Source organism: Cognatiyoonia koreensis (genome assembly GCF_900109295.1).
In the GTDB taxonomy this organism is placed as follows: domain Bacteria; phylum Pseudomonadota; class Alphaproteobacteria; order Rhodobacterales; family Rhodobacteraceae; genus Cognatiyoonia; species Cognatiyoonia koreensis.
Window position 1 is genome coordinate 120,860 of record NZ_FOIZ01000002.1, and the last position, 25,287, is coordinate 146,146.

The window sequence follows — 25,287 nt, forward strand, 5'->3', positions numbered from 1 at the left end:
TAAGGACACCCGATCATGAGCACACTTCTTGGAATTTCAGGATCACTGCGCAAAGCCTCTACCAACACGAAACTGATCCGCGCGGCGGCCGAAATTTATGGTGCCGAAACTTTCGTGGAAGGCAACCTGAACCTCCCGCTTTACAACGGCGACGTCGAAGAATCCGAAGGTATCCCGCCTGGGGTCATGGCGCTTGCCAAACAGATCGACGTGGCCGACGCGGTGATCATCTCAACGCCGGAATACAATAAATCCATTTCCGGTGTTCTGAAAAACGCGCTGGATTGGGTCAGCAGAACCGATGGATCGCCATGGAACAACAAGCCGGTCGCGATCATGTCTGCTGCAGCGGGCCGCGCGGGCGGTGAACGTACCCAGTTCGCGTTGCGCCTTTGCATGGTGCCGTTCCGGCCACGAATTCTTCAAGGCCCCGAAGTATTGGTCGCATCCAGCCAATCTGCCTTCGACGAAAACGGTCGTCTGCCTGAGAACTATGAAAAGCTACTCCGCGAACTGATGGATGCGCTAAAGGCCATGACCTAAGCTAAACTTTGACTGCGATCTCGATCAGGTTGCCATCTGGGTCGCGCACGTAAATCGAGTTGATCCGTCCGGTTGCGCCAGTGCGTGCAACCGGGCCTTCTTCGATCAAAACCTGATGCGATGCCAGATGCGCGATCCAGTCCATCAAGGGAATGTCGGTAAGAAAGCATAGATCCGCACTTCCGGGCATCGGCACTTCTGCGTGCGGCGCAAACGGTCCATCGGCCTGATGGAGATTGACCTTCTGTAATCCGAAATGCAATGCAGTCCGAAGCGTGCCATCCGCCGCCTCAAAGACGTCAGCTTGCATTCCCAGAACATCACCGTAGAACGCGAGCGTGCGTTTGATGTCCATAACGGTAAGGACAAGGTGGTCCAGTCCTGTAATGCGTGGCATTTGCACGTCCTTTCGTGCTGTTGCAAGTTGGTTTCATGTCCGACCATACCCGTATTGAAACCGATGTCATGGATGTTGCGCGTGCAAGAGCGCTTCAGGCAACACTCGGTCAGATGCCAACGATTGAATTTGGTCACCGATTGCCGCCGTTCTTTCATCAAATCTATTTCTGGGACGCACAGACGCCTGACAAACTCGGGCGCGACGGACATCCGGCGGTGGGCGGTTTCATTCCCGACATGGGCCTGCCACGTCGAATGTGGGCGGCAGGAAAGCTGGTTTTTCATCGGCCACTCTTTGCAGGTGCACGTGCAGAACGCGCAAGCCATATTGAGAATGTCGTGCGCAAGGACGGACGATCTGGCCCGTTGGCATTCGTACGCGTCAGACACGATATCCGACAACGCGCGTCATTGGTGCTAAGCGAGTGGCAGGAACTTGTTTATCGCCCAGACGAGATTACCACGATGACAGAACCGCCAACCGCCCCAACAGGGGAAAGCGCCGCCGAAACCGTGCGATACGATGCGACCCAGCTTTTTAGATATTCGGCGCTGACTTTTAACGGGCACCGAATTCACTATGACGTCGATTACGCCCGGAATGTCGAAGGCTATGATGGCCTTGTGGTGCACGGCCCGCTTCACGCCCATATGTTAATGGGACTTGCAGAGCGGCAGCAGGGAGACCTGACAGAATTCACCTACCGCGCCACATCTCCAGTGATTGCGGGAGAAGAGGTCACCTACTGTTGGAAAGATGGCGCGGTCTGGGCGCGCGGCGCAAATGGCAGGCTTTGCATGTCTGGCCAGGCGCGCTGAAATTCGAGAACACATGCGACTGTCGGTCTAAAGCGATGCGGTAACGTCGAATGCCTCTGGATAGGTAACACGTCCGTCAAGAACGAGGTCTGCCATGACATCCCCGACTTTCGGGGCCATACCGAAACCGATCTTGAATCCACCGTTGGCGACGAATTCGCCCGGTCGAAAAGGATGCTGGCCAAGCATGGGCGCGCGCGATCGGCTACGTGGTCGCACACCGGCCCATCGGCTGATGACTGGCGCATTTTCAAGAACTGGAAACGCTGTTCTCGCACGCGATATTACGTCATCCAACAGGTAATCTGTGCTGTCAGCCTCCCCAAAGTCGCGTTCGGATGTCGATCCGACAGCGACTGTCCCGTCCAAATGTGGGACGATGTGCAGACCGTCCGCATAGAGCTGCGCCTCGCCTGACGCGTCGAAATCGAACAACGCCGCCTGGCCCTTTACCCCGTTTCCAATCAGGCGCGGGTGTCCGGCATTTATTTCGACAAGACCCTGCCATCCGGTCGCCCAGACAATGCGACCCTCGCACCGGTCTGTCGTGGCAATATCGCCTCCTTTTGCGATCACCGCCGCCGCAAGCGCGCTTGTAGCCTTGCGCGGATGGATCAGGGCGGAAAGCGTATCGCGAATGACAAGGCCGGTCCGAGATTGGGGTGACCAACTCACTTTCGGCGCTGAAATGACTTCCCAGATGGCCTTTCCTTGCCAGAGGGCCTGCGCCGTTTCGGCACGTTGGCGGGCAAGTGCCACAGCGGCATCATCTGCAAGAGGCTGGATTCTGCCGGACCTGACATATCCAGTCTGCATCCCGGTCGTCTCTTCGACGTCCGCCCAAAAGGAATACGCTTGCAACAGGCTTTCAAATTGAAAGGCCTTTTTTGCATTCCATTGTTCCGGCACATGCGGGGCAAGCGCCCCGACGATCCCGCCGCTTGCGCCAGCAGCAACGCCGCCCGGATCAATGACGCGCACCTTTGCACCACGAAGAACACAGGCGTAGGCGATTGACAGACCGAAGATGCCCGCCCCTATTACCGTCACATCAGCCGTTGCCATTTCCCACAGCCCTCGTATTCATGGTGCTGATCTCTAAGGTATTTCCAGATGATGGACCAGACGGCAGACCTGACGTGGAAAGGCGGCGTTCCAATAGCGACGCAGTTCGACGATCCTTACTTTTCGCTTGATGATGGGGTGGCGGAAACACGGCATGTTTTTCTTGGTGGTAATGATTTGCCAGCACGTTTTGGCGGAGCATTTGATATTGCCGAACTGGGGTTTGGCACAGGTTTGAATTTTCTCGTGACGTGGAATGCTTGGGTCACAGCGGGTGCGCACGGGCAGCTTCGGTTCACCTCTTTCGAGGCGTTTCCAATGTCACCTGTTGACATGAAAGCTGCGCTCAACGCCTTTCCTGAAATTGCAGATCTTGCGAAGGAACTCCTTGGATCATGGACACCTGGTGCGGGTCCGACGGAAATCGCGGAAGGACTCATTCTGGATGTTGTGATCGGCGATGCGCGACAGACTCTCCCGAAATGGACTGGACGCGCAGACGCATGGTTTCTCGATGGATTTTCGCCAGCAAAGAACCCCGCCCTTTGGGACCCTGAACTGCTTCTTGCGGTGGGCAGACACACAAAACCACACGGCACGGCGGCGACTTATTCGGCGGCAGGTCACATTCGACGCGCCCTTGCCGACGCGGGTTTTGAAGTCGAGCGGGTTGCCGGATACGGGCGCAAAAGGCATATGACCCGCACAGTACGACATCATGCAAAGTAACGCTCAGCTGGGTATTTGGCTGATGATCGCCACGACATTTGTCTTTGCGATCCAGGATGGCATTTCTCAGCACCTTGCCCGCGAATACAACGTTCTGATGGTTGTGATGATCCGCTATTGGTTCTTCGCGGCATTTGTCATCTTCATCGCCACCCGAAAAACGGGTTCGATCCGTGCTGCAGCGGCGACAGAACAGCCCGTGCTGCAGGCGTTCCGAGGTGTGCTGCTTGCTGCGGAAATCTGCGTGATGGTTGCTGCATTCACACTTCTGGGCCTGGTTGAAAGCCACGCGATCTTTGCGTGCTATCCACTTCTGATCGCGGCCCTTTCGGGGCCTGTTCTAGGCGAGTCCGTCGGATGGCGGCGCTGGGCAGCGATCGGCGTCGGGTTCATCGGTGTTCTGATTATTCTGCAGCCTGGCTATACGGTCTTCGCCCCCGCGGCAGCGGTGCCGCTTTTGTCGGCCTTCATGTTCGCGCTTTACGGCCTTCTGACGCGCTACGTTGCCCGCAAGGACACCGCAGCTACGTCGTTTTTCTGGACAGGAACAAGCGGTGCGATCGTCATGACGGCCGTTGGCCTTTGGTTCTGGGAACCGATGAGCCGGCAGGATTGGGTTTGGATGGCATCACTTTGCGTCACTGGTGCAACCGGGCATTGGCTTCTGATCAAATGTTATGAGGTGTCCGAGGCGAATGTGGTGCAACCTTTTGCATATCTGCAGCTTGTCTTCGCAAGCATGATCGGGCTGTTCATTTTCAATGAAACGCTCGAAACGCACGTCGCGATCGGTGCTGCAATTGTTGTGGCCGCTGGTCTGTTCACGCTCTTCAGGGCCCGCAAGAGGGCTGCGAAAGCAGTCTAATTGCCCGTAGGCCTCGCAAGCGGGCGTGGGCCGCTGATTGCGGCTGGTGCCTCTGGTCGTGCGACCGCGCGCGTTGGCGGCGCGTCCGATGTGCTGATCGCCGACACCTCAGGACGTCCGCGAGGACGGATCAAAGGTTTCTCGCCGATCAGCAATTCGGTGAACCGGATCGGATTTGCAATGCCCGTCAGCCTGGCTTCATAGACCGGAATGGACTCGGTAACGCGCATGACATAATTGCGCGTCTCTCTAAACGGGATGTGTTCGATCCAGTCAATCACATCGACCGTGCCTTCACGTGGATCACCACGTTCGTCCATCCATATCTTGGGTCGGCTTGGTCCGGCATTGTAACCTGCCGCGATCATAACGGGCGACGGGCCGAATTCCTCCTCAAGCATTGCCAGATACTTTGCTCCAAGCTGTGCATTGTATTCCCAGTCTGCCGTCAGCCGGGCGCGGCTGTAAGGAAGGTCCAGAAATCCCGCAACTTCTTCAGCTGTCGCAGGCATGAGCTGCATCAACCCCAATGCACCAACAGGGCTGCCCACTCCGGCGTTGAACTCGCTTTCACGTCGACCCACCGACAAAGACAGTGCCGCATCAACCGGCAAGTCCAGCTCTGCAAGCGGATGAATCGGGAAATAGACGGATGGCACAACCCTGCCCTGCGTCACCGCAGACTTTCCAATGACGACCTGATAATAGGGCTCCTCTAATTCGCCAAGCAATGCACCAAGACGTGCAAGATCGTCCTCTGGCAGGCTACGCCCCAGAGCGACAAAGAACGTGACAGCATGGCCGCGTTCACCGGCTTCAAGCAGCATCAAGGCAGCTTGTACCAAATCATCTTCGAGAAATGCGGCTTCCTCCCAGTCGGTCGGATCGTCTTGACCAGTTATCGCCGGATCAAGTGAGAGACCGAGCTTTTCCGCGGCCAGAAGGCCATAGAAGGCTGTCTGGTGCTGTGCAGCAATCGTGTAAGCCGCACGGGAATCCCCTCCCAACATATCCAGGGCACGCCCTTCCCAATATGCCATGCGCGAGGCCGAAATCGGGCTATCAACAGCAGCAGCCCCATTTTCGAAATGGCGCAAGGCCAGTTGCGGATCATCAAGATATGTAAGCGCGATATAGCCTGATAGCCATTCCAGATCAGCATAAGCAGAGCCGTCATTCAAGAAATGCTGCGATGCAATCTTATAAGCTTGCAATGCGCGCCCTTCCCGCATTTCCCAACGCGCCAAGACACGACGCCAGCCAGACCAGCGGAACGGTTCCCCAAGTGCTTCTGCACTGTCAGACCGTTCCAGCAAAAGGGCCACCGCCTGTCCGCGCCGACCCCGTTCAGACAGCCAATTGTAGCGGTCATATGCCAGCCCCGGATGATTTTTGAGATCCTCGGGCACAGCCGCCAGCTTTTGCGGCAGATTGTTCTGGTTCCGAATGTACCCAACGCGGGCTATGGTCAGCGCCTTTTGATCGTCATCAAGCCTTTCGAGCATTCTTGCGGCTTCGTCGGTGCGCCAACGCCAAAGCAATGCATCCGTCCTTGCGGGGTGAAAAGGTTCAACAACATCGCCAAATGTGTCGAGGATCAGGGCTTCGCTCCGCTCGTTCAGCCGCAGATCGACCCACGCCTGTTCGATAACCGTTTTTGCCTTGCTAATCTCACCAGTCGCAGTCAGAGCTTCTGCAAGTCGGACGGCCCCTTCGCCCGTGCGAGGCGCGCTGTTTTTAAACCAGCCGATGACCGCTTCAGGATCAGCGCCCTTTGGAATGGCCTGCTCTGAACGTTCGTAAATCCGGTCAAGACCCGGCCAATCACTGCGGGACGCAAGAAATGTGCGATAGTCGTCGAACGGTTGATTTGCCTCTCTCAAGCGCAACCAAGTGACGACATCACGCGTGACGTCGTCCGTAGCCAAAGCATAGGCCGTATCCCACGACTGATCATCTGTTGCGGCGACTGCGGCGACAGCACTCGGGCTGCTGACATCCGCAATGGCGGCACCTCCGAGGGTCAGACACAAGGCAAGAGAGGCGAGGCGAGTCAACATGAAGGCACCGGTTATGCGAGGGATGACTTCAAGATAATACCACCCGCGCAATAAGCCACGCACAATCTTGGCAATCGGCAGAATCGCGTCTAGTGTCCGCGCGATTTCAGTGGGGATATATTGCCCCTGTCCACAAAAGGAAGCGCGACATGTTCAAAGGCTCATTGCCCGCCCTCGTCACGCCGTTCACGAACGGCCAAGTGGACACCGACGCGCTGAAAAAATTGGTAGACTGGCATGTCGATCAAGGTTCGCACGGGCTTGTCCCGGTCGGAACAACTGGTGAAAGCCCAACCCTCAGTCATGCGGAACACGATCTTGTCGTGGAAACCGTTGTGGCACAGGCCGCTGGACGCATTCCTGTGATTGCGGGTGCCGGATCTAACAATACGGCGGAAACCGTACGCCTTGTTCAAGCTGCCAAAAAGGCAGGCGCGGACGCCGCACTTGTCGTGACCCCCTACTACAACAAGCCAACCCAGCGCGGACTGATCACACACTTTACAGCGGCTGCTGAATGCGGTTTGCCGATCATCATTTATAACATCCCGCCACGTTCCGTGATCGACATGACCCCGGATACAATGGGCGAACTTGCCAAGCACCCCATGATCATCGGCGTAAAAGATGCGACTGCAGACCTTTCCCGTGTCCCCAAGCAACGCCAGCGATGCGGTGCGGACTTCATCCAACTATCCGGAGAAGACGCCACGGCTCTTGGCTTCAACGCCCATGGCGGTGTTGGCTGCATTTCCGTCACCGCAAACGTGGCACCGGGCCTGCTAGCTGATTTTCAGGAAACAACGTTGCGCGGTGACTACGCCAAGGCATTGACCATGCTTGACCGGATCATGCCGTTGCATGAGGCGATTTTTGCGGAACCTGGCCTGTGTGGTGCAAAATACGGCATGTCGCTGCTCGGGCTCTGTTCTGACGAGGTACGCTCGCCGCTGACCACGCTGACTGACGACACCAAGGCACAGATCAAGGCCGGTATGGTACACGCTGGGCTGCTCAACTAGGTTCGCAGCCAACCATCAGCAAACGTCACCGCGTCGCATCCAGCAAAACGGGCTGCGCGGTCCAGCTCTGATTTAAGCCGTGTAACCCGGCCCTGCCCCATACCAACCCTGCTTTCAGGCCAAAAAGCAGTTACATCAAGGCGCTTTGCCGGCTTGTCGGCTTTCATGTCGATACGCCCGATCAGCCGATCGCCCTCCATCACCGGAAAAACATAGTACCCGTATTTGCGCTTGGCTGCCGGTACGAATATTTCGATCCGGTAGTTGAACCCGAACAACCGTTCGGCGCGGTTCCGATCACGCAATGCTGGATCGAATGGCGACATTATACGCACGCGGTTTGGTGGCTCTGGCGGCGTTTCGTCCATGATATTGGGGCGGGCAAACGACCGACGTGCTTTGCCATCGACACCGATCACGTCAACTTCGATGACACGCCCATCTGCGAGGGCATCTGCGCACCAGACTTTCGCCTCTGCCGGGGTCGCCGTGTCCCAAAACGCTGCAATCTCCCCGCTTGTACCAAAGCCAAGCCTGTCGAGCGCGGCATTGCAAAGCCAGTCAATTGATTCATCCGGATGAGGACGGGCGTTCAAATGCTCCGCTGGAATGACCCGCTCTGTCAGGTCATAAATCTTACGAAATCCGTCACGGCGGGTCACTGACAACTGCCCAGAGCGCCATAGGTACTCAAGCGCAGTCTTGCTCGGATGCCAGTCCCACCAACCACCGGAACCTTTCTTTTCCTCCGTGCCCACGTCGCGCGACCCGCAACACCCGTTGTCAGAGATATGGCGCAACACATCATCGATCTTTTCCATGAACCCATCACGGCGCCACGCAGACCATTTCGTTTCACACCATGCGGCATCACGATCAAAGCGCAGTCGCCAGTGTTTGAACTGCGACATCGGAATCGTAGCGGCGTCGTGCGTCCAATGCTCAAACAACACGCGATCACGCGAAAGCAGTTGGTCAAGTGCCTTGGGCCGGTACTGCTGGCACCGCGACCAGAGGATCAGATCATGCGCGCGGGCAAACGTATTGACGCTGTCCAGTTGAACAAAACCAAGATTCTCGATGACTTGCTGCAAGTCACGCCCTTTGCCCGCCCCGCTTGGAGGTTGAGACAAACCATGGCGGTCAAGAAAGATCCGGCGCGCCTGACTATTCGGAAGAACGGGGACTGACATGGAAACTCCTTGGGCGGATGCGCACGGGCTTAAACGCATCAGACCCCCGTCGCAACTTGTGCAGACCCGTTCCATGCCCTATCTCAACGCAATCATGGCCAAGAACCCCGAAAACAAGAACTACAAAGTCATCGCTGAAAATCGGCGTGCGCGGTACGATTTCAGCATCGAGGACGACCTTGAGGTCGGCATCATCCTGACGGGGTCAGAGGTGAAATCGCTGCGCATTGGCCAATCAAATATTGCCGACAGCTACGCCAGTGTTGATGACGGAGAACTTTGGCTGACTAATGCCTATATCGCGCCCTACGACCGCGCGATGTTCGGCCACGAAGAACGCCGCAAACGCAAATTGCTCGTCTCGCGGCGAGAACTGTCAAAGCTTTGGAATGCAACCAAGCGAGAAGGCATGACGCTTGTGCCGCTAGTGATGTATTTCAACGACCGCGGATTGGTGAAGCTCAAGATCGCAATCGCCAAGGGCAAGAAAGTCCATGACAAACGCGAAAGCGATGCAAAGCGAGATTGGGGTCGTCAGAAACAGCGCCTGCTACGGCACGGCGAGTGACAAACGCCTTGTTATGAAAGCTTCATCGCGGTACTGAGCCGCGAGCAAGTCGAGGGGGCACTTATGTCAGATGATCCGAAAACTCTGGTCAGCACAGACTGGCTTGCGGCCCATCTCAAAGATCCTGATCTGCGCATTCTCGACGCGTCATGGTATCTACCAACGGACAATCGTGACCCGCTGGCCGAATACAAAGCAGACCATATTCCGGGGGCGCGGTTCTTCGATATCGATGAAATCAGCGACGCACGGTCTGAATTGCCGCACATGGTTCCGCCGGTCGAAAAATTCATGTCCCGCATGCGTGCGATCGGTATCGGTGACGGGCATCAGGTTGTTGTCTATGATGGTGCAGGTTTGTTTTCTGCGGCCCGCGTCTGGTGGCTGTTCAAACTCATGGGCCAGAAAGACGTTGCGGTTCTGGACGGTGGACTGCCAAAGTGGAAGGCGGACGGACACAAGACAACCGATCAACTCCCCGTCATTCGTGACCGTCACATGACAGTCAGCCGGCAGAACCAGCTGGTTCGCGACGTGACACAGGTTGCGAGAGCAGCGAAACTTGGTGACCACACAATTATTGACGCCCGGTCCGCTGCGCGCTTTCGCGGAGACGCGCCAGAACCGCGAGAAGGCCTGCGTGCGGGCCACATCCCGGGCTCTGTCAATCTGCCGTTCAGCGACTTGCTGAACGAGGATGGCACAATGAAGCCGCCAAACACGCTGCGCACGCTATTCAATGATGCAGGTGCCGATCTCGGCAAACCCGTCATCACCACATGCGGATCGGGCGTGACAGCCGCCGTTCTGGCGCTTGCGCTCGAACGGATCGGCAAAACCGATTTCAGTCTTTACGACGGTTCATGGTCCGAATGGGGCATGTATGCCGATCTTCCAATAGCCACAGGATCAGCGTGATGTTTGACTCACTTTCAGCACAACCCGCCGACAAAATTCTTGCACTCATGGCGGCCTACCGCGCCGATCCACGGGACAGCAAGGTCGACCTCGGTGTCGGCGTCTACAAGGACGCATCGGGAAATACCCCCGTCATGCGCGCCGTCAAAGAAGCGGAACGCCGCATCCTCGCTGACCAGTCCTCCAAGGCCTACACCGGTCTTGCCGGTGATCCCGCGTTTTCAGATGCGATGATTGATCTGGTCCTGGCGGACAGCGTCCAGCGTAACCGCGTCGCCGCCATCGCCACCCCCGGTGGGACGGGCGCGATCCGTCAGGCGCTAGAGCTTATCCGCATGGCCGCGCCCAAAGCGACCATCTGGCTTTCAAACCCCACATGGCCGAACCATCCGTCGATCATCAAGTATCTCGGAATGAAGATGGGCGAATATCGCTACTTTGACGAAAACACGCGCAAGGTCGATTTCGATGGCATGATGGAAGACCTCAAAGCCGTGCCCCAAGGTGATGTCGTTTTGCTGCACGGCTGTTGTCACAATCCGACAGGTGCAAACCTGACGACCGCACAAATGGAACAGGTGATTGCCCTGCTAAAGGAACGTGACGTGACCCCATTTGTGGATATCGCGTATCAGGGTTTCGGCGACGGGCTGGAAGAAGACTCTGTCGCGACGCGCGCCATTGCGGGTGCATTCGATAATGCGCTCATTGCGGCATCCTGCTCGAAAAACTTCGGTATTTATCGCGAACGGACGGGCATCCTGATGGCTATCACAAAGGATACAGATCAGGCCGGGATTACGCAGCAGAACCTGAACTTCCTCAACCGCCAGAACTACTCCTTTCCACCCGATCACGGCGCGCGGGTCGTGACAACTATCCTGACTGATCCGGACCTTCGGCAGGATTGGGAAGCAGAACTCGAAGAGACCCGCAACGGCATGTTGGCCCTGCGCCAGCAGCTTGCCGATGAGCTCAAGCGGCTGACCAATTCCGAGGATTTCAACTTCATCGCTGAACATCGCGGCATGTTTTCCCGGCTTGGCATCTCAACAGAGGCTGTAGAATCAATCCGGGAGAATGACGGAATCTACATGGTCGGTGATAGTCGGATCAATATCGCCGGCCTCAACAAAAATACTGTTCCGCTATTGGCAAAGGCGATCATCAGAGCCACATCCTGAAATGCTGCAGGTGCAAATTCGCTCTTGCAGCATGGCGCGCAACAATCTACCCCTCTGGTAGCAAAAAACGAAATTTTCATACCCAGAGGCCGCACCAATGTCATTCCGCCTGCAACCAGCCCCCCTTGCCCGCCCGAACCGGTGTCAGTTGTTCGGACCTGGGTCGAACACGAAACTGCACCCGAAAATGGCGGCGTCTGCGGCTGACGTCATCAATCTCGACCTCGAAGACAGCGTTGCTCCGTCCGATAAAGACAGCGCCCGCGCGAACGTAATTGCAGCGATCAATGACATTGAATGGGGGACCAAAACGCTCTCAGTACGGATCAACGGCCTCGACACACCCTATTGGTACAAGGATGTCGTGGACGTGCTTGAACAGGCAGGTGACCGGCTCGATCAGATCATGATCCCGAAAGTCGGGTGCGCCGCAGATGTCTACGCTGTCGATGCACTCGTTAGCGCGATCGAGACAGCAAAGAACCGGACCAATAAGATCACCTTCGAAGTCATTATCGAGTCCGCCGCCGGCCTCGCCCATGTTGAAGAAATCGCAGCTTCCAGCCCGCGCATGGCCGCGATGAGCCTTGGGGCTGCAGACTTTGCTGCCTCGATGGGCATGCAGACCACCGGAATTGGTGGCACGCAGGAAAACTATTACATGCTCCACGGTGAAAGCCGTCATTATTCTGATCCCTGGCACTGGGCGCAAACCGCGATTGTCGCGGCGTGCCGGACACATGGTGTCTTGCCGGTCGACGGACCATTCGGTGATTTCTCCGATGACGAAGGCTACCGGGCGCAAGCACGCAGGTCAGCAACGCTCGGCATGGTCGGCAAATGGGCGATCCACCCAAAGCAAATCGCGCTGGCCAACGAGGTTTTCACCCCCTCCGAGGCTGCTGTCACAGAAGCACGCGAAATCCTTGCCGCAATGGAAACGGCAAAAGCCAATGGCGAAGGGGCGACAGTCTACAAAGGCCGTCTGGTCGATATCGCCTCGATCAAGCAAGCCGAAGTCATCGTTGCGCAATATGAAATGATCACGCGCTGACGATCCGCCTTTCTTTGTCCAATCAAACTTCCGCCGGAGGCATGCGGGATGGCGGGAGGGGCGTCGCGACACGCGCGCGTCTTCCCGCCATTGCAAATCACGCCCGTCGATGCCTATATCGCGACAAACAAAAGGCGACGGCATGACCCAATATCTCGACTTTGAAAAATCGCTTGCGGAAATCGAAGGCAAGGCCGAGGAACTTCGCGCACTTGCACGCGAGAACGACGAAATGGACGTCGAAAAGGAAGCAGCCGCGCTTGACAAAAAAGCCGCCGGCATGCTCGTCAGCCTTTACAAGAGCCTCACACCATGGCGCAAATGCCAGGTCGCGCGCCATCCCGGCAGGCCGCATTGCAAGGACTACATCGAAGCGCTCTTTACCGAATACACCCCGCTTGCCGGCGATCGTAACTTTGCGGACGATCCCGCCGTAATGGGTGGCCTTGCCCGCATCGACGGTAAGCCTGTCATGGTGATCGGTCACGAAAAAGGGGATGATACGAAATCGCGGATCGAGCGGAACTTCGGCATGGCCCGTCCCGAAGGATATCGCAAGGCGATCCGCCTGATGGAACTTGCAAATCGCTTTGGCATTCCGGTCATTACGCTGGTCGATACCCCCGGTGCCTACCCCGGCAAAGGTGCCGAGGAACGCGGTCAATCCGAAGCGATCGCGCGATCTACCGAAAAATGCCTCGAACTTGGCGTGCCACTGATCTCTGTGATCATCGGCGAAGGCGGATCCGGCGGCGCAGTCGCTTTTGCCACGGCCAATCAGGTCGCAATGCTTGAGCATTCAGTCTATTCCGTGATCAGCCCTGAAGGCTGTGCGTCCATCCTCTGGAAGGACGCGGAAAAGATGCGCGAAGCCGCCGAAGCGTTGCGTCTGACCGCAAAAGAACTGAAAGAACTCGGGGTCTGCGATCGCATCATTGCCGAACCCTTGGGTGGTGCGCACCGCGACCGCACAACGGCGATCGAGGCCGTGGGCAATGCCATCAAGGACATGCTGGCCGATTTCGAGAACCAGACGCCTGATGTGATCCGACAGAAACGGCGCACCAAATATCTGAACATTGGCTCCAAAGGCCTGGCAGCTTAGACGCAATGACCGCGTTGAAAGGCCATTGGCAGCTCCTGGTGCTGGTGTCTTTGGTATTCCTGCTCTGGCAAACGCCGGTCATGCTGCCGCTCAAGCTGTTTGTTGTCTTCCTGCACGAACTCTCGCACGCGCTCATGACCATCCTCACAGGCGGCAGGGTCATCAGCCTCTCGATTTCGCCTCTGCAAGGCGGTGAAGTCTGGTCCGCAGGCGGCATCCGTTTCCTGACCCTCACAGCGGGTTACCTTGGGTCTCTCCTGATAGGAGTCGTGCTGCTTCTGTTGGCCCTGCGCACCCGTGTTGATAAATTTGTCATTGCCCTTTGCGGAATTGCCTTACTGGTGGTCGCGGCGCTCTACGTGCGCGATATATTCGCATTGGCTTTCTGTGTCGGAACCGGTTTGGCGATGCTGGCCATTGCGCGATATCTTGGTCATGAAATCAACGATCTTCTACTGCGGCTGATCGGACTGACCAGCATGATCTATGTGCCCTACGACATTTTCAGTGACACGATAGCGCGCTCTGCACTCCGCTCTGACGCGCGTATGCTGGCAGAAGAATTCGGCGGTACGACCATGATCTGGGGCGGGATATGGCTGTTGATCAGCGTATTCGTCATCTTTCAAAGCCTGCGCAAAGGTCTTGGCCCGTCCAGCAATATCTCTTGGCCGTCCAAAGACAGGTGACCTACCACATTGTCTTGGCGGCGCGTTCCGCCCAAGCATCATCATATGCGGCACCATCAAAACTGGCTTCCATTGCCTTCAGCATGTCACCCACGCTTGGCAAGCCCGCACTTTCGTCGGTTGCAGACCACGTTCCCGCGCGCATCAATGCACGTGCGCACTGGCTATAGACTTCTTGTATGGTGACCACGATGACCGATCGCGGCTTGCGTCCTTCAGTGTCAAACCGATCAAGTATGTCGGCTGCGACAGACACGACGGCCGATCCGTTGACCCGCACGACATTGTTCGATCCGGGGATCAGAAACAGCAGCGAAATGCGACCGTCACGCACGATATTGCGCAAAGAGTCCATCCGGTTGTTTCCACGCCAGTCAGGTAGAAGCAGCGTCTTTTCATCCAGCATGGTCACGACCGGTCCATCGTCCCCGCGTGGACTGCAGTCAGTTCCTTCTGGTCCGATCGTGGACAACATGCAAAGTCGGGATCGTTTCACCCAGTCCCAGTAAACCGGGACCATCCGGTCAGCCACCTTTATCAGCGAAGCCTGTCCCGGCAGACCGTAAAGCGCCTCAAGCGCTGCGATGTGTTTGATGATGTCAGCTTGCGACACGTTTGAAACCGGCCTCTGCCGCTAGTTTGTTGGATTGCTGCTCGATATCGGAAACCAGCCGCTCCATGAAGACATCCTGGCTCAGTCCAGGCTTGATCGGTTCAAGAAACTCGACGACCGCCAGACCGGGCTTGCGATAGATCCCTCGTTTCGGCCAGAACACACCAACGTTGCAAGCGACAGGCACACAGTCTTGTCCAAGTTGCTCGTACAAGATTGCCGTGCCTTTCTTGTAAGGCGCATCGACGCCAGGCGCGATGCGTGTCCCTTGGGGGTAGATGATCAACTGGCCGGGCTTTGCCGCACCGGTTGCCACGTCTTCAAGCATCTTCTTCACTGCCGCTCCGCGCTTACCACGATCAACTGGGATGCAGCCGATCCGAAGACCGTACTGCCCGATGATCGGCGCGAACATAAGCAAGCGTTTCATGATGAATTTGCCGCGCGGCACAGCGCCATAAATCATAATCACGTCCATGAACGACTGATGCTTTGCTGCAATCATGCATTCATGGTCGGGTGGTGTCCCGCGCACCTCGGTCTTCAGCCCGATCATCCAAGACGCCGACCAACGCACCCAGCGACAAAAGGTATGGCAGGCCGTGATCGCCCCACGCGTTGAAAACAGCGCCCATGGGAAAAAGACGATGCCGATAACAAGCATCGCGAGATAAAGCGAGATGATAAAAATAAGGGACCGGACCCACTGAATTGCATAGCTCATGACCGTTCCCTCAAAGTGCGCAAAGCTGCCGCCCGCGTTGCCCAGAAGGCGACAACACCGGCCATCGGCGGAATGATCAATGGCAACAACCAACCCGCGCCTTCAAACCCTACGCCAGTCAAGAAGCCGCCCGCAACATCACTACGCGGCATCAACAACAACGCAACGATCGCCAAAATTATGCCAATGACTGCCCCAAGCATCGCGCGAATGGTAAAGCGCCGTACAAACGCCCGCGCGATATAGGAATCCTGCGCGCCGACCAGCCGCATCACGCGAATGACCTGTGTATTTGCAGACAATGCCGATTGCGCCGCCAACGTGATCATCGCCGCTGTTGCAGTTCCGATCAGAACCATCACCGTCCACCCTAGAAAACGCAACCGACTAGCCGCCGCAACCAACGGTTCGCGCCAGCGCGAATGATTATCAAGCACAGCCCCGGGCACTTCGGCTTGCAAGCGTACGCGCAAGCCGGTCTCATCATATCCGTCCGGATCTTCAATGATTTCAATCAGTTGGGGGATCGGCAGGGTTTCAATTGGCAAGTCCGGCCCAAACCAAGGCTCAAGCAATGCGCGTTGCTCTTCGTCACTCAGCCTGCGGGCCTCGGCAACTCCGGGCGTCGTTTGCAAAACATTGAGTGCGGCGCGCACCTGTGCGTCGACCTGGTCTGCCGGCGCAGAAATGCGCAAAGTCGATGACTGCGCCAGTTCCGCAGCCCATTTGTCAGCCAATCGACCCGTGGCAAGCGACAACGCCAGCGCAAAGACCGCAAGGAAAGCCATCGCAGCGGACACGAAGATTGTCAGATTAGCTGTGAATCCAGATGGGGGAACTGCGCGATCCGCTTTCGGGTCACCGACGAGCAAATCGATAAACGGGCGCAACTTGCTGTTCATAATTCGACACCGGCCTGCAACCGCCCCCCTTTAAGTCGCAATAACCGCGCTGAAACCTCGCTCTTGGCGGCGCGTATCAGATTAAGATCATGCGTCGCGACCAGCACCGTCTTGCCCATTTTGTTCAGTTCGATCAGCAAGGTCAGCAGCCGCTGAGACATGTCCCAATCAATGTTTCCGGTCGGTTCATCTGCGATGATGACCTCAGGCGACATGATAACCGCGCGCGCCAGCGCAGCGCGTTGTCGTTCGCCACCCGACAATTGAGGAGGAAGCTGCTGCGCCTGATCGGTCAAGCCAACCCATTGCAAAAGATCCGGCAGGTTCGCTTCAGCCTCGGCCTCACGACCAGCGACCTTGAGCGGCAAGACAATGTTTTCAGCAATCGGCAAATGATCAAGGAACTGGCAGTCCTGATGTACAACACCGATGCGGCGGCGCATCATGGCGACATCGTCACGACCGTAATTTCGAGCATCAGTACCGAAAAGCCGGACAGTGCCGGTGGTGGCCAGCAGCTCTCCGTAGCAAAGTTTCAAAAGTGTGGTTTTGCCTGCTCCGGATGGTCCAGTCAGGAAATGGAACGATCCTGGCGTCAGCGTAAGGGATATCTGCGCATAAAGCTCTGCACCACCATAGCTATAGCCGACATTATCAAGCTCTATCACCGGTGCCGCTCCTTGTGCCCTCGGCACCCTATTGCCCAAATCTGCAACAGGTTTCAATCAATTGGCGATTGAACGTACAGCAAATACTTTGCCTTTTGCGTATCCATTGTTACTTAATGGCCAATAATGCGACTGATAACTGTCGATTGCAGGCAGGGGAACCAAGAATAATGCGGCTAATTTGCCCGAATTGTGGCGCACAATACGAAGTGGCCGATGATGTCATTCCAGAGAACGGCCGCGATGTGCAATGCTCCAACTGTGGTCACACATGGTTCGAAAGCCCTGGCGCATCTGAAGCGGCTGAAGCTGCGATCGAGAGTGATGACACCGCAACGGACGACAATGATGGCTGGACCAACGATCAAGCGGACGATGACAGCGCTCCTGCAACTCCCCATCCGCAGGCCAATCGCCCGGCGCTTGACGCGTCTGTCGCTGAAATATTACGCGAAGAAGCCGAACGCGAAGCTGCCGCGCGGCGCGCCGATGTGGCAGACCCGATGGAAAGCCAGGAAGACCTCGGCCTAGAAGACCCGCCATCACCGACATCGATGGAACAACGCAACATCGAAACGGCCAAACGCATCGCACGTTTGCAGGGCGAAGAAGAAAAAGCAGCAGCAGACACTGCGGCGGCAGCCGCTGCAGCAGCGGCCGCATCACGCAAGGAACTGCTACCGGACATCGAAGAAATCAACTCCACGCTGCGTTCCAGCGCGGAACGTGGCGAAACAGTTGATCCGACGCCCGAAGAAGTCGCACAAACCAAGAAACGAAGCTTCCGCTTTGGTTTCTTCACGGTCCTGATTCTTCTTGCGATCTTTTGGGCCATTTATCTTTTTGCTGACCAGATCGCGCAATCGGTGCCATCGCTCGCCGGAGCGCTTGAAGGCTATGTGGAGTTAGTCGACAACGGGCGCCTTTGGCTTGATCTGAAGGTGCAGGAACTGTCGGCATCAATGGAAGCAGAGTCGGTCAGTACAGACGCACCAGCGGAAACTGCTGTGGATACACCCACCGAAACGGACGATACAAACTAGAACTGGTCGAGCAATCGCCGGAGATAGTCGCGTTCGATTTCAGGCCGTTGTTGTTCGGCTGACCGCCGGCGTATTTCACCCAGCAATTCTTCCGCACGCCGATTGATGTCCTCGTTGGACAGCATGTTTTCATCCGTCCCCGCCTGACCAGTCGTGCCAAGTTCGCGGCCAAGCGGATCTCGCCGGGAAGGTTCGACCTGACGCGTCGCGTTGCCCTGTTCGCTGCCCTGTCCGGGTTCGTTCATCTGGTTCTCGGCAAGCGCCTGACTGAGAGAGCGCATCCCGTTGCGCAGCGCATCCAGTGCTTCTGACTGCTGATCGATCGCTTCCGCCAGATCACCCTCGCGCAGCGCTTCTTCCGCACCGTCCATCGCACCTTCGGCTCGCTCAAGGGACTGTCGCGCGATTTCGCCAGCCTCGCCCTGCAGCGATGGCAGACCCTGACGCTGGCGGTTCAATTCGTCACGCAGGGCGCGCTGGCGCTCGGCCAGACCGTCTTCCATGCTGCCTTCACCTTCGCCACCAGATCCTTGGTCACCCTGCTGGCCACTGGTGCCGTCTTCACCGACGCCCTGCCCTTGGCCCTGCTGGCCATCCTGACCTTCCTGATTGCCGTTCTGGCCCTGCTGACCCTGCTGCTGGCCCGGTTGCTGACCTTGTTGGCCCTGTTGACCGCCTTGCTGCGGTTGCTGGCCCTGCTGACCTTGCTGACCTTCCTGACTGCGTTCCTGCAGATCGCGGAACGCATCATCCGCAAGGTCCTGCTGGTCCTCAAGTGTTTCGGCAAGGTCTTCCATGGATTGCTGACCCGGTGTACGCGGCCCGCCTTCGCCGCCTTCACCCTGGGTGATCCGCAGATTTTCCATCAGCTCGTTCAGCTGTTCCATCAGCTCTTGCGCCTCGGCCATCCGGCCTTCTTCCATCAGTTCCTGAATCCGGTCCATCAGCGCCTGAAGCTCGTCTTGTGTAAAGGACATGCTGTTCTCAGAGGTCTGAGGCTGATCGGTTCCGTCTTCGCTTGGCTCCATCTGGTCGGCGAGCATCTGCATGTAGTCGTTAGTCGCTTCACGCAGTTCCTGCATCAGTTCGGCGATTTCTTCGTCAGTAGCACCGTCGCGCATCGCTTCGGCCAGACGTTCCTGCGCGCGGCGTAGGCGTTCGCGGGCGTCAGCCAGCGTGCCGTCCTCAAGCTGGATTGCCAGATCCCAAAGCGCCTGTACCAGCTCGTCCCGATTATCGTCCGTCATGCCAAAATCGTTGAAGTTATCAAGCCGGCGCGTAATCTGGCGCAGGCGCAGAAACGTGACCTCGTTCGAGAACTGTCCTTCAGGACGGTGCGCGACCGCCTTCAAAAGCATCGCAATCCGTGGACCGTTTTCTTTTGACCACATCAAATCTCGGCGCTGTTCGATAATTGCCTTCGCGAATGGCTGAAAGAAACGGCGACCGGGCAAGATCAACGGTTCGGTTACCGATGCGCCTTCTTGGCCAGCCTCGTCCATGACGTGCAACGTCAAAGTCACCGGCAGATTTGCAAGTGGATGTTCGCTGAGGTTTTCAATCAGGAACTCTTCGAAATCGGCGCGATCACCTGTAAAGGGCATCGGCAGGTCAAGCACCAACGGTTCAAATCCCTCCGGATCGACGGCAAGGCCGTGCCGCCGATCAACCGACGCCATATCAAGCGTGATCGTGGCGGTCCCCGATTCAATTCCATAGTCGTCATATGCCGTGAAAGGTTGGCTCAACTCACCGAAAGCGTCTGCTTCTATCGGACCGCTCAACTCCACCTCGGGTGGTTGGTCCTCGATCAGTGTGATGTCCCAGCTGGCCCCGTTTTCACCTTCTATGGCCAGCTTGCCGGACTGGGCGACAGTAAACTCCTGCTGCGCATCAGATGCGGGCGCGACCTCTCCCAATCGCGCGGAAACGGTCTCGGCCACTGTCAGCGCACCGACCTCACCATAAAGCCGCAAGGTGATGGACGATCCGGCAGGCACACGCAGGGGGCCGGGCGGAATATCATTCAAATAAAGCGTAGGTTTGCCAGTGTAGGCAGGCGGATTTACCCAGCCTTCCCAGACAGGACCGGTTGCGAGTTGTTGCTCGCCGCCGCCAATCTCGGTAACCGAATTGACCCGCAACAAAGAACCAAACAACAGCGCGCACACAAAGAAAAGCAGCGCGATGAACCGCAAGCCGTAGGGATCCTTGTCAGATATCCGCAAATCGGGTTCGACCGTACGGGCAATTTTTGTCCGTTCGGACATGCGCGCAACATGTGCTTTCCATACTGCTTCTGACGCGGAATCACCGGTGCCAATAGCTTGTTCGTCTTCCAGTGCCGCGATTGGTCGACCAGGTAGGCGCGCATCAACGCGGGCTTTTGCCTCGGCCCGTGTTGGCGTGCGATAGCGACGGGCACCCCAAACAAGCGTGTACGCGAGCGCAAGCACCGCCAGCACAGAGAAGCCCCAGAAGACTTCAAGCGGCGCAATGTCCTGCCATCCAAACATCAAAGGAGCAATCGCGATGAATGCAACTGTCCAGAATGGCCAGAACGCACGTGTAACCTGCTCAGCCACCATCCCGAGGCGTGTTAACGCGACGGGCCGCTTCAAATGCGGCATCTGGTCTGGCAATTGGGTCAGCGCGCCTCTCCTATCAATCCGAAACTAGCCATTCGGGTAGCGTATCGCGAGCGATCATCTCTTCATAGGTAGGTCTTGCGCGGATAACTGCAAATTGATCTTCATGAACAAGAACCTCCGGGATCATAGGGCGCGAGTTGTATTCCGAAGACATAACCGCGCCGTAGGCACCGGCAGATCGGAATGCGACAAGATCATCCGGTCCGACACGATCCATGGCGCGGCCTTTCGCGAAGGTGTCACCGCTTTCACAAACCGGCCCGACGACATCATAGGTCGCGGGCTCTGCACCTGCATCACCTTGATTTACCGCGATAATGTCGTGATAGGCGTCATACATCGCAGGGCGGATCAAATCATTCATTGCCGCATCAAGGATCAGGAATTGCCGATCCTCTCCCTCTTTCAGATAGATCACCTTTGATACAAGGATACCGGCATTCCCAGATATCAGCCGGCCCGGCTCGATCTCGATCTCGCAACCGAGATGGCCAAGAGTGCGCTGAACCATCGCACCGTAATCAGTTGGCAGGGGTGGGGCCTCATTGTTTCGCGCGTAGGGAATACCAAGACCACCACCCAGATCGAGTCGGATGATCTCGTGGCCATCCGCGCGCAATTGCTCGGTCAACTCCGCGACTTTCTGATAGGCTGCCTCGAATGGTGCAAGCTCTGTCAGCTGTGACCCGATGTGCACATCAATGCCGACAATCTTCAGCCCGGGCAAAGCTGCGGCATGCGCGTAGACCGCGCGGGCACGGGAGATCGGTATGCCGAACTTGTTCTCTGACTTGCCGGTCGCGATCTTGGCATGGGTCTTTGCATCGACATTCGGATTCACACGGATCGTGATCGGCGCTTCGCGGCCAAGACCTGTCGCTACCGCAGAAAGCACTTCCATTTCAGGTTCGCTTTCGACGTTGAATTGACGAATCCCACCTTGCAAAGCGACCTTCATCTCTTCGGCGGTCTTTCCGACGCCGGAAAACACGATCTTGTCTCCGGGTACACCAACGGCCTTTGCGCGCAGATATTCACCAACGGACACCACATCCATACCAGCACCCGCATCGGCCAACGTTTTCAGAACCGCCTGATTCGAAAGGGATTTCATGGCAAAGCAAACAAGGTGGTCCATACCGGCAAGTGCTTCATCGAACAGTTTGAAATGGCGTGTCAGGGTTGCCGTGGAATAGACATAGAACGGTGTGCCAACAGCTGCCGCGATTTCGGGAACAGGCACATCTTCAGCGTGAAGAACACCGTCGCGATAAAGAAAATGGTCCACTAACTCGTCCTTCTTGGCATTCCGGCGTTCGGGATATCAGATCAACGTCGAACCCCAACCCCAAATTCGTCACACAATCGGACGAGACCGCAGATAAAGATAAAGCGGCAGACCGCAGCTGACGCCAATACCGAATGTTGCAGGTATCGCGAGCAAGGCGATCCAGTTCTTGCGGACCAACGTTTCGGACAGAATGAATATCGTCAGCGTGATAGCCGCAATTGTCAGATCCCAGACCAGTCCGCTACTGGCAGCATTCACGTGCCAGGCGTCCACCATTTTCATGATGTCCCAACCTTCAGCCTGAAACCAGCTGATGAAATAATACATCGGATGGATCGCGCCCCAGATCGCAAGGGCAAGGTAGACGTAGCGCATCTTCATAACTCCAATGGGATGTATCTATTGGCTGCCAAGCTGCGAAACCGTAGTCGTCAGACTCTGCAACAGTCTAAAGGCCCACGTTGATGCTGACCGGCCCATTCGTGGCACCGACGCTGGCCGTTGGCGTGACACCACCGGATCCGATACTCAGCCCAAGGTTCGCTGTGGGGCGGATCGGTTCGCCAGCTGCGCCACAGCCAAAAAGCGCAACTGCGCCCAACATTATCAGAACTCGTTTCATGCCAAACGTTCCTTCCAAGCCGAAACCTGCTGGCGCACATTCGCCGGCGCAGTTCCACCAAAACTCGTGCGAGACGCCACCGAATTTTCGACGCCAAGCACTTCAAAAACCGCCTCCGTGATCCCGGCGTGAACACTTTGCATGTCTGACAGCGTCAGGTCCGGCAAATCCGCACCATTGCTTTCTGCAAGTGCCACAAGTGATCCGGTCACATGGTGCGCGTCGCGGAAAGGTAGTCCAAGTTCGCGCACGAGCCAGTCTGCAAGATCCGTAGCTGTCGAAAATCCGCTGGCTGCTGCGGCTTTCAGACTTTCGCGGTTTGCTGACATGTCAGCAACCATTCCTGCCATGGCAGCAAGCGCCAGCATCAGGTTGTCAGCCGCATCAAACACCTGTTCCTTGTCTTCCTGCATGTCTTTGGAATAGGTCAGCGGCAACCCCTTCATCACCGTCATCAATGCCACGTTTGCCCCGAAAATCCGGCCAATCTTGGCCCGGATTAACTCAGCCGCATCCGGATTGCGCTTTTGTGGCATGATGGACGACCCAGTCGACCACTTGTCAGACATTTTCACGAAGCGGAATTGTGCCGAAGACCATATCACCAATTCCTCGGCCAGACGCGAAAGATGCATCGCGCAGATGCTGGCCGCCGCCAGATACTCCAACGCAAAATCCCTGTCGGATACAGCATCGAGAGAGTTCGACATCGGACGCTCAAATCCAAGCGCCTTTGCCGTCATATCGCGGTCAATCGGAAAAGACGTGCCCGCAAGCGCTGCCGCACCAAGCGGCGATGTGTTCATCCGCCTGCGCGCGTCGGCGAAACGCGATCTATCCCGGTCGAGCATTTCAACATAAGCCAACATGTGATGACCCCATGTCACCGGCTGGGCGGTTTGAAGATGTGTAAAACCGGGCATGACCCAGTCTGCACCGGCTTCAGCCTGACCAAGCAGCGCCTTCTGAAGCGCCAATAGCGCAGAATCCGCCGCATCGCATTGATCGCGCACCCAAAGTCTGAAATCGACCGCGACCTGATCGTTGCGCGAACGGGCGGTATGCAAACGCCCTGCAGGCTCACCCACCAGGTCTTTCAAACGGGCTTCGACATTCATGTGAATGTCTTCAAGTACCGCGGAAAACGGGAACTCACCTGCTTCGATCTCTGACAAGACCGTGAGCAGGCCTTCCTTAATCGCTTCGGCATCTTTATCGCTAATGATGCCTGTAGCAGCAAGCATGCTGGCATGGGCCCGTGAACCTGCGATGTCTTGGGAAGCAAGGCGCTGGTCAAACGAGATCGAGGCGTTTATCGCCTCCATGATCGCGTCTGGTCCGGCGGCAAAACGCCCGCCCCACATGGTGTTCGCGGATTTGGTCATAAAGGAAGCCCTATGCGGAAATTTACGTCAGCCCTGCTTTACCTAAGCCTTGCAACGCTTGCAAATGCAGACCCTGTCGACATCAGCGCATTGCGCGACGGGGATATGCGCAAACTGACCGTTCATTCCGAACCAATGCCCGGATCCGATGTACCGTTTACCGGCGAAGACGGTACTGAAATGACGCTTGCCACGTACGAGGGCAAGCATGTCGTTTTGAATTTCTGGGCAACATGGTGTGCGCCTTGCCGCAAAGAAATGCCGCAACTTGCCGATCTTCAGGAACAGCTTGGCGGTGACAACTTCAAAGTTGTCACCATCGCCACCGGGCGTAACGCGCGGCCCGCAATGGAAGAGTTCTTTGATGATATCGACGTAGACAACCTTCCGCTTCATACCGATGCACGGCAAAACCTTGCCCGCAGCATGGGCGTGTTGGGGCTACCTGTCACTGTCATATTGGACCCTAACGGGATGGAAATCGCCCGCTTGCAGGGCGATGCTGAATGGAACAGCGACAGCGCATTCGCCATTATCCGCGCCTTGACCGAAACAGATGATCAGAGCTAGGCCCGACCGGGCGTGGACGACAGCAAAACAGGGTCGATGCCCAGTATTTTTAACGCACCGGTCCACTTATGCTCGTTCGCTCGACCGAATATGATGTCCTCTTTCGCATCACAGGTCAGCCAGCCATTCTGCGCGATTTCACCTTCCAACTGATCAGGTCCCCAGCCGGCATAACCGAGGGCAAGCAGGGATGTCCTTGGGCCCTTGCCCCGCGCCATATCTTCAAGAATATCAAGGGTCGCAGTCATGCAAATGCCGGTGTCGACCTCCATCGTCCCCGTTTCCGACCTGTAATCTTCGCTGTGCAACACGAAACCACGCACGTTTTCCACGGGCCCGCCATAGTGAACGCGGACGTCTTTGGCGTCATCTTCCGGATCAATACCAAGTTGGCCAAGCAACTCTTTGAACCGCACGCCCGGTTGAGGCTTGTTCACGATCAGCCCCATCGCACCTTCTTTGGAATGCGCACACATGTAGATAACGCTTTGTTGGAACCGCGGATCGCCCATCATGGGCATCGCGATCAACATCTTGCCGCATAAATTGCTTTCCATCGCGTCCATGCTGCCAAGATGAGCGCACGGGCGGTTATGTCAAGTTGT

General features: G+C 56.7%; 27 protein-coding genes. 13 read left to right on the forward strand and 14 right to left on the reverse strand.

Going from position 1 to position 25,287, the window contains the following annotated elements; translation table 11 throughout:
* The first annotated feature begins 15 nt into the window (after positions 1-15).
* Positions 16-543 (forward strand): NADPH-dependent FMN reductase, encoded by a 528-nt coding sequence (locus tag BMY44_RS12295; protein ID WP_089995230.1) that lies wholly within the window; start codon positions 16-18, stop codon positions 541-543.
* 1 nt (position 544) lies between these two features.
* Here BMY44_RS12295 and BMY44_RS12300 read toward each other — a convergent pair whose 3' ends face one another.
* Positions 545-940 carry a VOC family protein gene (locus BMY44_RS12300; protein WP_089995233.1) on the reverse strand — a complete coding sequence of 132 codons (396 nt, stop codon included), beginning with the start codon at positions 938-940 and terminating at the stop codon, positions 545-547.
* Between the two features lie 35 nt (positions 941-975).
* Here BMY44_RS12300 and BMY44_RS12305 point away from each other — a divergent pair, with 35 nt between their 5' ends.
* Positions 976-1,761, forward strand: a complete 786-nt coding sequence (locus BMY44_RS12305) for an HTD2 family dehydratase (protein ID WP_089995236.1) — start codon at positions 976-978, stop codon at positions 1,759-1,761.
* Positions 1,762-1,788: 27 nt separating this feature from the next.
* On the opposite strand, the gene BMY44_RS12310 is transcribed toward BMY44_RS12305, so the two are convergent.
* Positions 1,789-2,826 (reverse strand): NAD(P)/FAD-dependent oxidoreductase, encoded by a 1,038-nt coding sequence (locus tag BMY44_RS12310; RefSeq protein WP_089995239.1) that lies wholly within the window; start codon positions 2,824-2,826, stop codon positions 1,789-1,791.
* Between the two features lie 48 nt (positions 2,827-2,874).
* On the opposite strand from BMY44_RS12310, the gene mnmC2 reads away from it, so the two are divergent.
* Together mnmC2 and BMY44_RS12320 are read left to right on the forward strand one after the other, a co-directional pair.
* Complete coding sequence (gene mnmC2, locus BMY44_RS12315; protein ID WP_089995241.1) at positions 2,875-3,555, forward strand: tRNA (5-methylaminomethyl-2-thiouridine)(34)-methyltransferase MnmC2; 681 nt, start codon at positions 2,875-2,877, stop codon at positions 3,553-3,555.
* Complete coding sequence (locus BMY44_RS12320) at positions 3,545-4,420, forward strand: DMT family transporter (protein ID WP_089995244.1); 876 nt, start codon at positions 3,545-3,547, stop codon at positions 4,418-4,420. Before mnmC2 ends, BMY44_RS12320 begins: the two co-directional genes overlap by 11 nt.
* Here BMY44_RS12320 and BMY44_RS12325 read toward each other — a convergent pair.
* Positions 4,417-6,480 carry a lytic transglycosylase domain-containing protein gene (locus BMY44_RS12325; protein ID WP_242650559.1) on the reverse strand — a complete coding sequence of 688 codons (2,064 nt, stop codon included), beginning with the start codon at positions 6,478-6,480 and terminating at the stop codon, positions 4,417-4,419. The two genes, BMY44_RS12320 and BMY44_RS12325, sit on opposite strands and share 4 nt — an antisense overlap.
* Before the next feature lie 149 nt (positions 6,481-6,629).
* On the opposite strand from BMY44_RS12325, the gene dapA reads away from it, so the two are divergent.
* Complete coding sequence (gene dapA, locus BMY44_RS12330) at positions 6,630-7,502, forward strand: 4-hydroxy-tetrahydrodipicolinate synthase (RefSeq protein ID WP_089995249.1); 873 nt, start codon at positions 6,630-6,632, stop codon at positions 7,500-7,502.
* Here the strand turns inward: dapA and BMY44_RS12335 are convergent.
* Complete coding sequence (locus tag BMY44_RS12335; RefSeq protein WP_089995252.1) at positions 7,499-8,695, reverse strand: winged helix-turn-helix domain-containing protein; 1,197 nt, start codon at positions 8,693-8,695, stop codon at positions 7,499-7,501. The two genes, dapA and BMY44_RS12335, sit on opposite strands and share 4 nt — an antisense overlap.
* A 94-nt stretch (positions 8,696-8,789) precedes the next feature.
* Here BMY44_RS12335 and smpB point away from each other — a divergent pair, with 94 nt between their 5' ends.
* The 6 genes from smpB (at position 8,790) to BMY44_RS12365 (ending at position 14,213) form a co-directional block, all read left to right on the forward strand.
* Entirely contained in the window at positions 8,790-9,263 is a 474-nt protein-coding gene (gene smpB / locus BMY44_RS12340; protein WP_089997147.1) for an SsrA-binding protein SmpB, read from the forward strand.
* Between the two features lie 63 nt (positions 9,264-9,326).
* On the forward strand, positions 9,327-10,181 hold the full coding sequence (gene sseA, locus BMY44_RS12345; protein WP_089995255.1) for a 3-mercaptopyruvate sulfurtransferase: 855 nt from the start codon (positions 9,327-9,329) through the stop codon (positions 10,179-10,181).
* Positions 10,181-11,365 carry an amino acid aminotransferase gene (locus tag BMY44_RS12350; protein WP_089995258.1) on the forward strand — a complete coding sequence of 395 codons (1,185 nt, stop codon included), beginning with the start codon at positions 10,181-10,183 and terminating at the stop codon, positions 11,363-11,365. The genes sseA and BMY44_RS12350 overlap by 1 nt, the downstream gene beginning before the upstream one ends.
* Positions 11,366-11,462: 97 nt before the next feature.
* A complete protein-coding gene (locus BMY44_RS12355; protein WP_089995261.1) occupies positions 11,463-12,419 on the forward strand; it encodes an L-malyl-CoA/beta-methylmalyl-CoA lyase in 957 nt (318 codons plus the stop codon).
* 142 nt (positions 12,420-12,561) lie between these two features.
* Positions 12,562-13,524, forward strand: coding sequence for an acetyl-CoA carboxylase carboxyltransferase subunit alpha (locus BMY44_RS12360; protein WP_089997148.1), 963 nt, complete (start codon positions 12,562-12,564; stop codon positions 13,522-13,524).
* A 5-nt stretch (positions 13,525-13,529) separates the two neighbouring features.
* Positions 13,530-14,213, forward strand: coding sequence for a M50 family metallopeptidase (locus tag BMY44_RS12365; RefSeq protein WP_089995264.1), 684 nt, complete (start codon positions 13,530-13,532; stop codon positions 14,211-14,213).
* Position 14,214: 1 nt separating this feature from the next.
* Here the strand turns inward: BMY44_RS12365 and BMY44_RS12370 are convergent, their stop codons facing one another.
* Genes BMY44_RS12370 through BMY44_RS12385 form a run of 4 tightly spaced genes read right to left on the reverse strand, consistent with a single transcriptional unit; the run spans position 14,215 to position 17,120 of the window.
* A complete protein-coding gene (locus BMY44_RS12370) occupies positions 14,215-14,826 on the reverse strand; it encodes a pyridoxamine 5'-phosphate oxidase family protein (protein ID WP_089995267.1) in 612 nt (203 codons plus the stop codon).
* A complete protein-coding gene (locus BMY44_RS12375; RefSeq protein WP_089995270.1) occupies positions 14,813-15,550 on the reverse strand; it encodes a lysophospholipid acyltransferase family protein in 738 nt (245 codons plus the stop codon). Before BMY44_RS12375 ends, BMY44_RS12370 begins: the two co-directional genes overlap by 14 nt.
* Positions 15,547-16,452: a cell division protein FtsX gene (locus tag BMY44_RS12380; RefSeq protein ID WP_089995273.1), complete on the reverse strand. Its 906-nt coding sequence runs from the start codon at positions 16,450-16,452 to the stop codon at positions 15,547-15,549. The genes BMY44_RS12375 and BMY44_RS12380 overlap by 4 nt, the downstream gene beginning before the upstream one ends.
* A complete protein-coding gene (locus tag BMY44_RS12385; RefSeq protein ID WP_089995275.1) occupies positions 16,449-17,120 on the reverse strand; it encodes a cell division ATP-binding protein FtsE in 672 nt (223 codons plus the stop codon). Before BMY44_RS12385 ends, BMY44_RS12380 begins: the two co-directional genes overlap by 4 nt.
* A 170-nt stretch (positions 17,121-17,290) precedes the next feature.
* Between BMY44_RS12385 and BMY44_RS12390 the strand changes: the two genes are divergently transcribed.
* Positions 17,291-18,163, forward strand: coding sequence for a zinc-ribbon domain-containing protein (locus tag BMY44_RS12390; protein ID WP_089995278.1), 873 nt, complete (start codon positions 17,291-17,293; stop codon positions 18,161-18,163).
* Here the strand turns inward: BMY44_RS12390 and BMY44_RS12395 are convergent.
* The 5 genes from BMY44_RS12395 to argH all read right to left on the reverse strand — a co-directional run bounded on the left by BMY44_RS12395 (position 18,160) and on the right by argH (position 24,112).
* Entirely contained in the window at positions 18,160-20,793 is a 2,634-nt protein-coding gene (locus tag BMY44_RS12395) for a DUF4175 domain-containing protein (RefSeq protein WP_089995281.1), read from the reverse strand. The genes BMY44_RS12390 and BMY44_RS12395 overlap by 4 nt on opposite strands.
* Positions 20,794-20,827: 34 nt before the next feature.
* Positions 20,828-22,102, reverse strand: a complete 1,275-nt coding sequence (gene lysA, locus BMY44_RS12400; protein ID WP_089995284.1) for a diaminopimelate decarboxylase — start codon at positions 22,100-22,102, stop codon at positions 20,828-20,830.
* 69 nt (positions 22,103-22,171) lie between these two features.
* A complete protein-coding gene (locus BMY44_RS12405; protein WP_089997149.1) occupies positions 22,172-22,480 on the reverse strand; it encodes a DUF2834 domain-containing protein in 309 nt (102 codons plus the stop codon).
* 73 nt (positions 22,481-22,553) lie between these two features.
* Entirely contained in the window at positions 22,554-22,727 is a 174-nt protein-coding gene (locus BMY44_RS18230) for a hypothetical protein (RefSeq protein ID WP_165611839.1), read from the reverse strand.
* Entirely contained in the window at positions 22,724-24,112 is a 1,389-nt protein-coding gene (argH, locus tag BMY44_RS12410) for an argininosuccinate lyase (protein WP_089995287.1), read from the reverse strand. Before argH ends, BMY44_RS18230 begins: the two co-directional genes overlap by 4 nt.
* Positions 24,113-24,124: 12 nt before the next feature.
* On the opposite strand from argH, the gene BMY44_RS12415 reads away from it, so the two are divergent.
* Complete coding sequence (locus BMY44_RS12415; protein ID WP_089995290.1) at positions 24,125-24,682, forward strand: TlpA disulfide reductase family protein; 558 nt, start codon at positions 24,125-24,127, stop codon at positions 24,680-24,682.
* Here the strand turns inward: BMY44_RS12415 and BMY44_RS12420 are convergent.
* Entirely contained in the window at positions 24,679-25,239 is a 561-nt protein-coding gene (locus BMY44_RS12420; protein ID WP_089997150.1) for a YqgE/AlgH family protein, read from the reverse strand. The genes BMY44_RS12415 and BMY44_RS12420 overlap by 4 nt on opposite strands.
* Positions 25,240-25,287: the final 48 nt, after the last annotated feature.

Bases quoted from the DNA above. Each gene is read 5' to 3' on its own strand.
- BMY44_RS12390 (WP_089995278.1), top strand. From the start codon at position 17,291: ATGCGGCTAATTTGCCCGAATTGTGGCGCACAATACGAAGTGGCCGAT.
- BMY44_RS12310 (WP_089995239.1), bottom strand. From the start codon at position 2,826: ATGGCAACGGCTGATGTGACGGTAATAGGGGCGGGCATCTTCGGTCTG.
- BMY44_RS12355 (WP_089995261.1), top strand. From the start codon at position 11,463: ATGTCATTCCGCCTGCAACCAGCCCCCCTTGCCCGCCCGAACCGGTGT.
- BMY44_RS12325 (WP_242650559.1), bottom strand. From the start codon at position 6,480: ATGTTGACTCGCCTCGCCTCTCTTGCCTTGTGTCTGACCCTCGGAGGT.
- sseA (WP_089995255.1), top strand. From the start codon at position 9,327: ATGTCAGATGATCCGAAAACTCTGGTCAGCACAGACTGGCTTGCGGCC.
- BMY44_RS12380 (WP_089995273.1), bottom strand. From the start codon at position 16,452: ATGAACAGCAAGTTGCGCCCGTTTATCGATTTGCTCGTCGGTGACCCG.
- BMY44_RS12305 (WP_089995236.1), top strand. From the start codon at position 976: ATGTCCGACCATACCCGTATTGAAACCGATGTCATGGATGTTGCGCGT.
- BMY44_RS18230 (WP_165611839.1), bottom strand. From the start codon at position 22,727: ATGAAACGAGTTCTGATAATGTTGGGCGCAGTTGCGCTTTTTGGCTGT.
- BMY44_RS12415 (WP_089995290.1), top strand. From the start codon at position 24,125: ATGCGGAAATTTACGTCAGCCCTGCTTTACCTAAGCCTTGCAACGCTT.
- BMY44_RS12405 (WP_089997149.1), bottom strand. From the start codon at position 22,480: ATGCGCTACGTCTACCTTGCCCTTGCGATCTGGGGCGCGATCCATCCG.
- BMY44_RS12360 (WP_089997148.1), top strand. From the start codon at position 12,562: ATGACCCAATATCTCGACTTTGAAAAATCGCTTGCGGAAATCGAAGGC.
- BMY44_RS12335 (WP_089995252.1), bottom strand. From the start codon at position 8,695: ATGTCAGTCCCCGTTCTTCCGAATAGTCAGGCGCGCCGGATCTTTCTT.
- BMY44_RS12300 (WP_089995233.1), bottom strand. From the start codon at position 940: ATGCCACGCATTACAGGACTGGACCACCTTGTCCTTACCGTTATGGAC.
- BMY44_RS12420 (WP_089997150.1), bottom strand. From the start codon at position 25,239: ATGGAAAGCAATTTATGCGGCAAGATGTTGATCGCGATGCCCATGATG.
- BMY44_RS12320 (WP_089995244.1), top strand. From the start codon at position 3,545: ATGCAAAGTAACGCTCAGCTGGGTATTTGGCTGATGATCGCCACGACA.
- argH (WP_089995287.1), bottom strand. From the start codon at position 24,112: ATGACCAAATCCGCGAACACCATGTGGGGCGGGCGTTTTGCCGCCGGA.
- dapA (WP_089995249.1), top strand. From the start codon at position 6,630: ATGTTCAAAGGCTCATTGCCCGCCCTCGTCACGCCGTTCACGAACGGC.
- mnmC2 (WP_089995241.1), top strand. From the start codon at position 2,875: ATGATGGACCAGACGGCAGACCTGACGTGGAAAGGCGGCGTTCCAATA.
- BMY44_RS12395 (WP_089995281.1), bottom strand. From the start codon at position 20,793: ATGCCGCATTTGAAGCGGCCCGTCGCGTTAACACGCCTCGGGATGGTG.
- smpB (WP_089997147.1), top strand. From the start codon at position 8,790: ATGGCCAAGAACCCCGAAAACAAGAACTACAAAGTCATCGCTGAAAAT.
- BMY44_RS12295 (WP_089995230.1), top strand. From the start codon at position 16: ATGAGCACACTTCTTGGAATTTCAGGATCACTGCGCAAAGCCTCTACC.
- BMY44_RS12350 (WP_089995258.1), top strand. From the start codon at position 10,181: ATGTTTGACTCACTTTCAGCACAACCCGCCGACAAAATTCTTGCACTC.
- BMY44_RS12375 (WP_089995270.1), bottom strand. From the start codon at position 15,550: ATGAGCTATGCAATTCAGTGGGTCCGGTCCCTTATTTTTATCATCTCG.
- BMY44_RS12365 (WP_089995264.1), top strand. From the start codon at position 13,530: ATGACCGCGTTGAAAGGCCATTGGCAGCTCCTGGTGCTGGTGTCTTTG.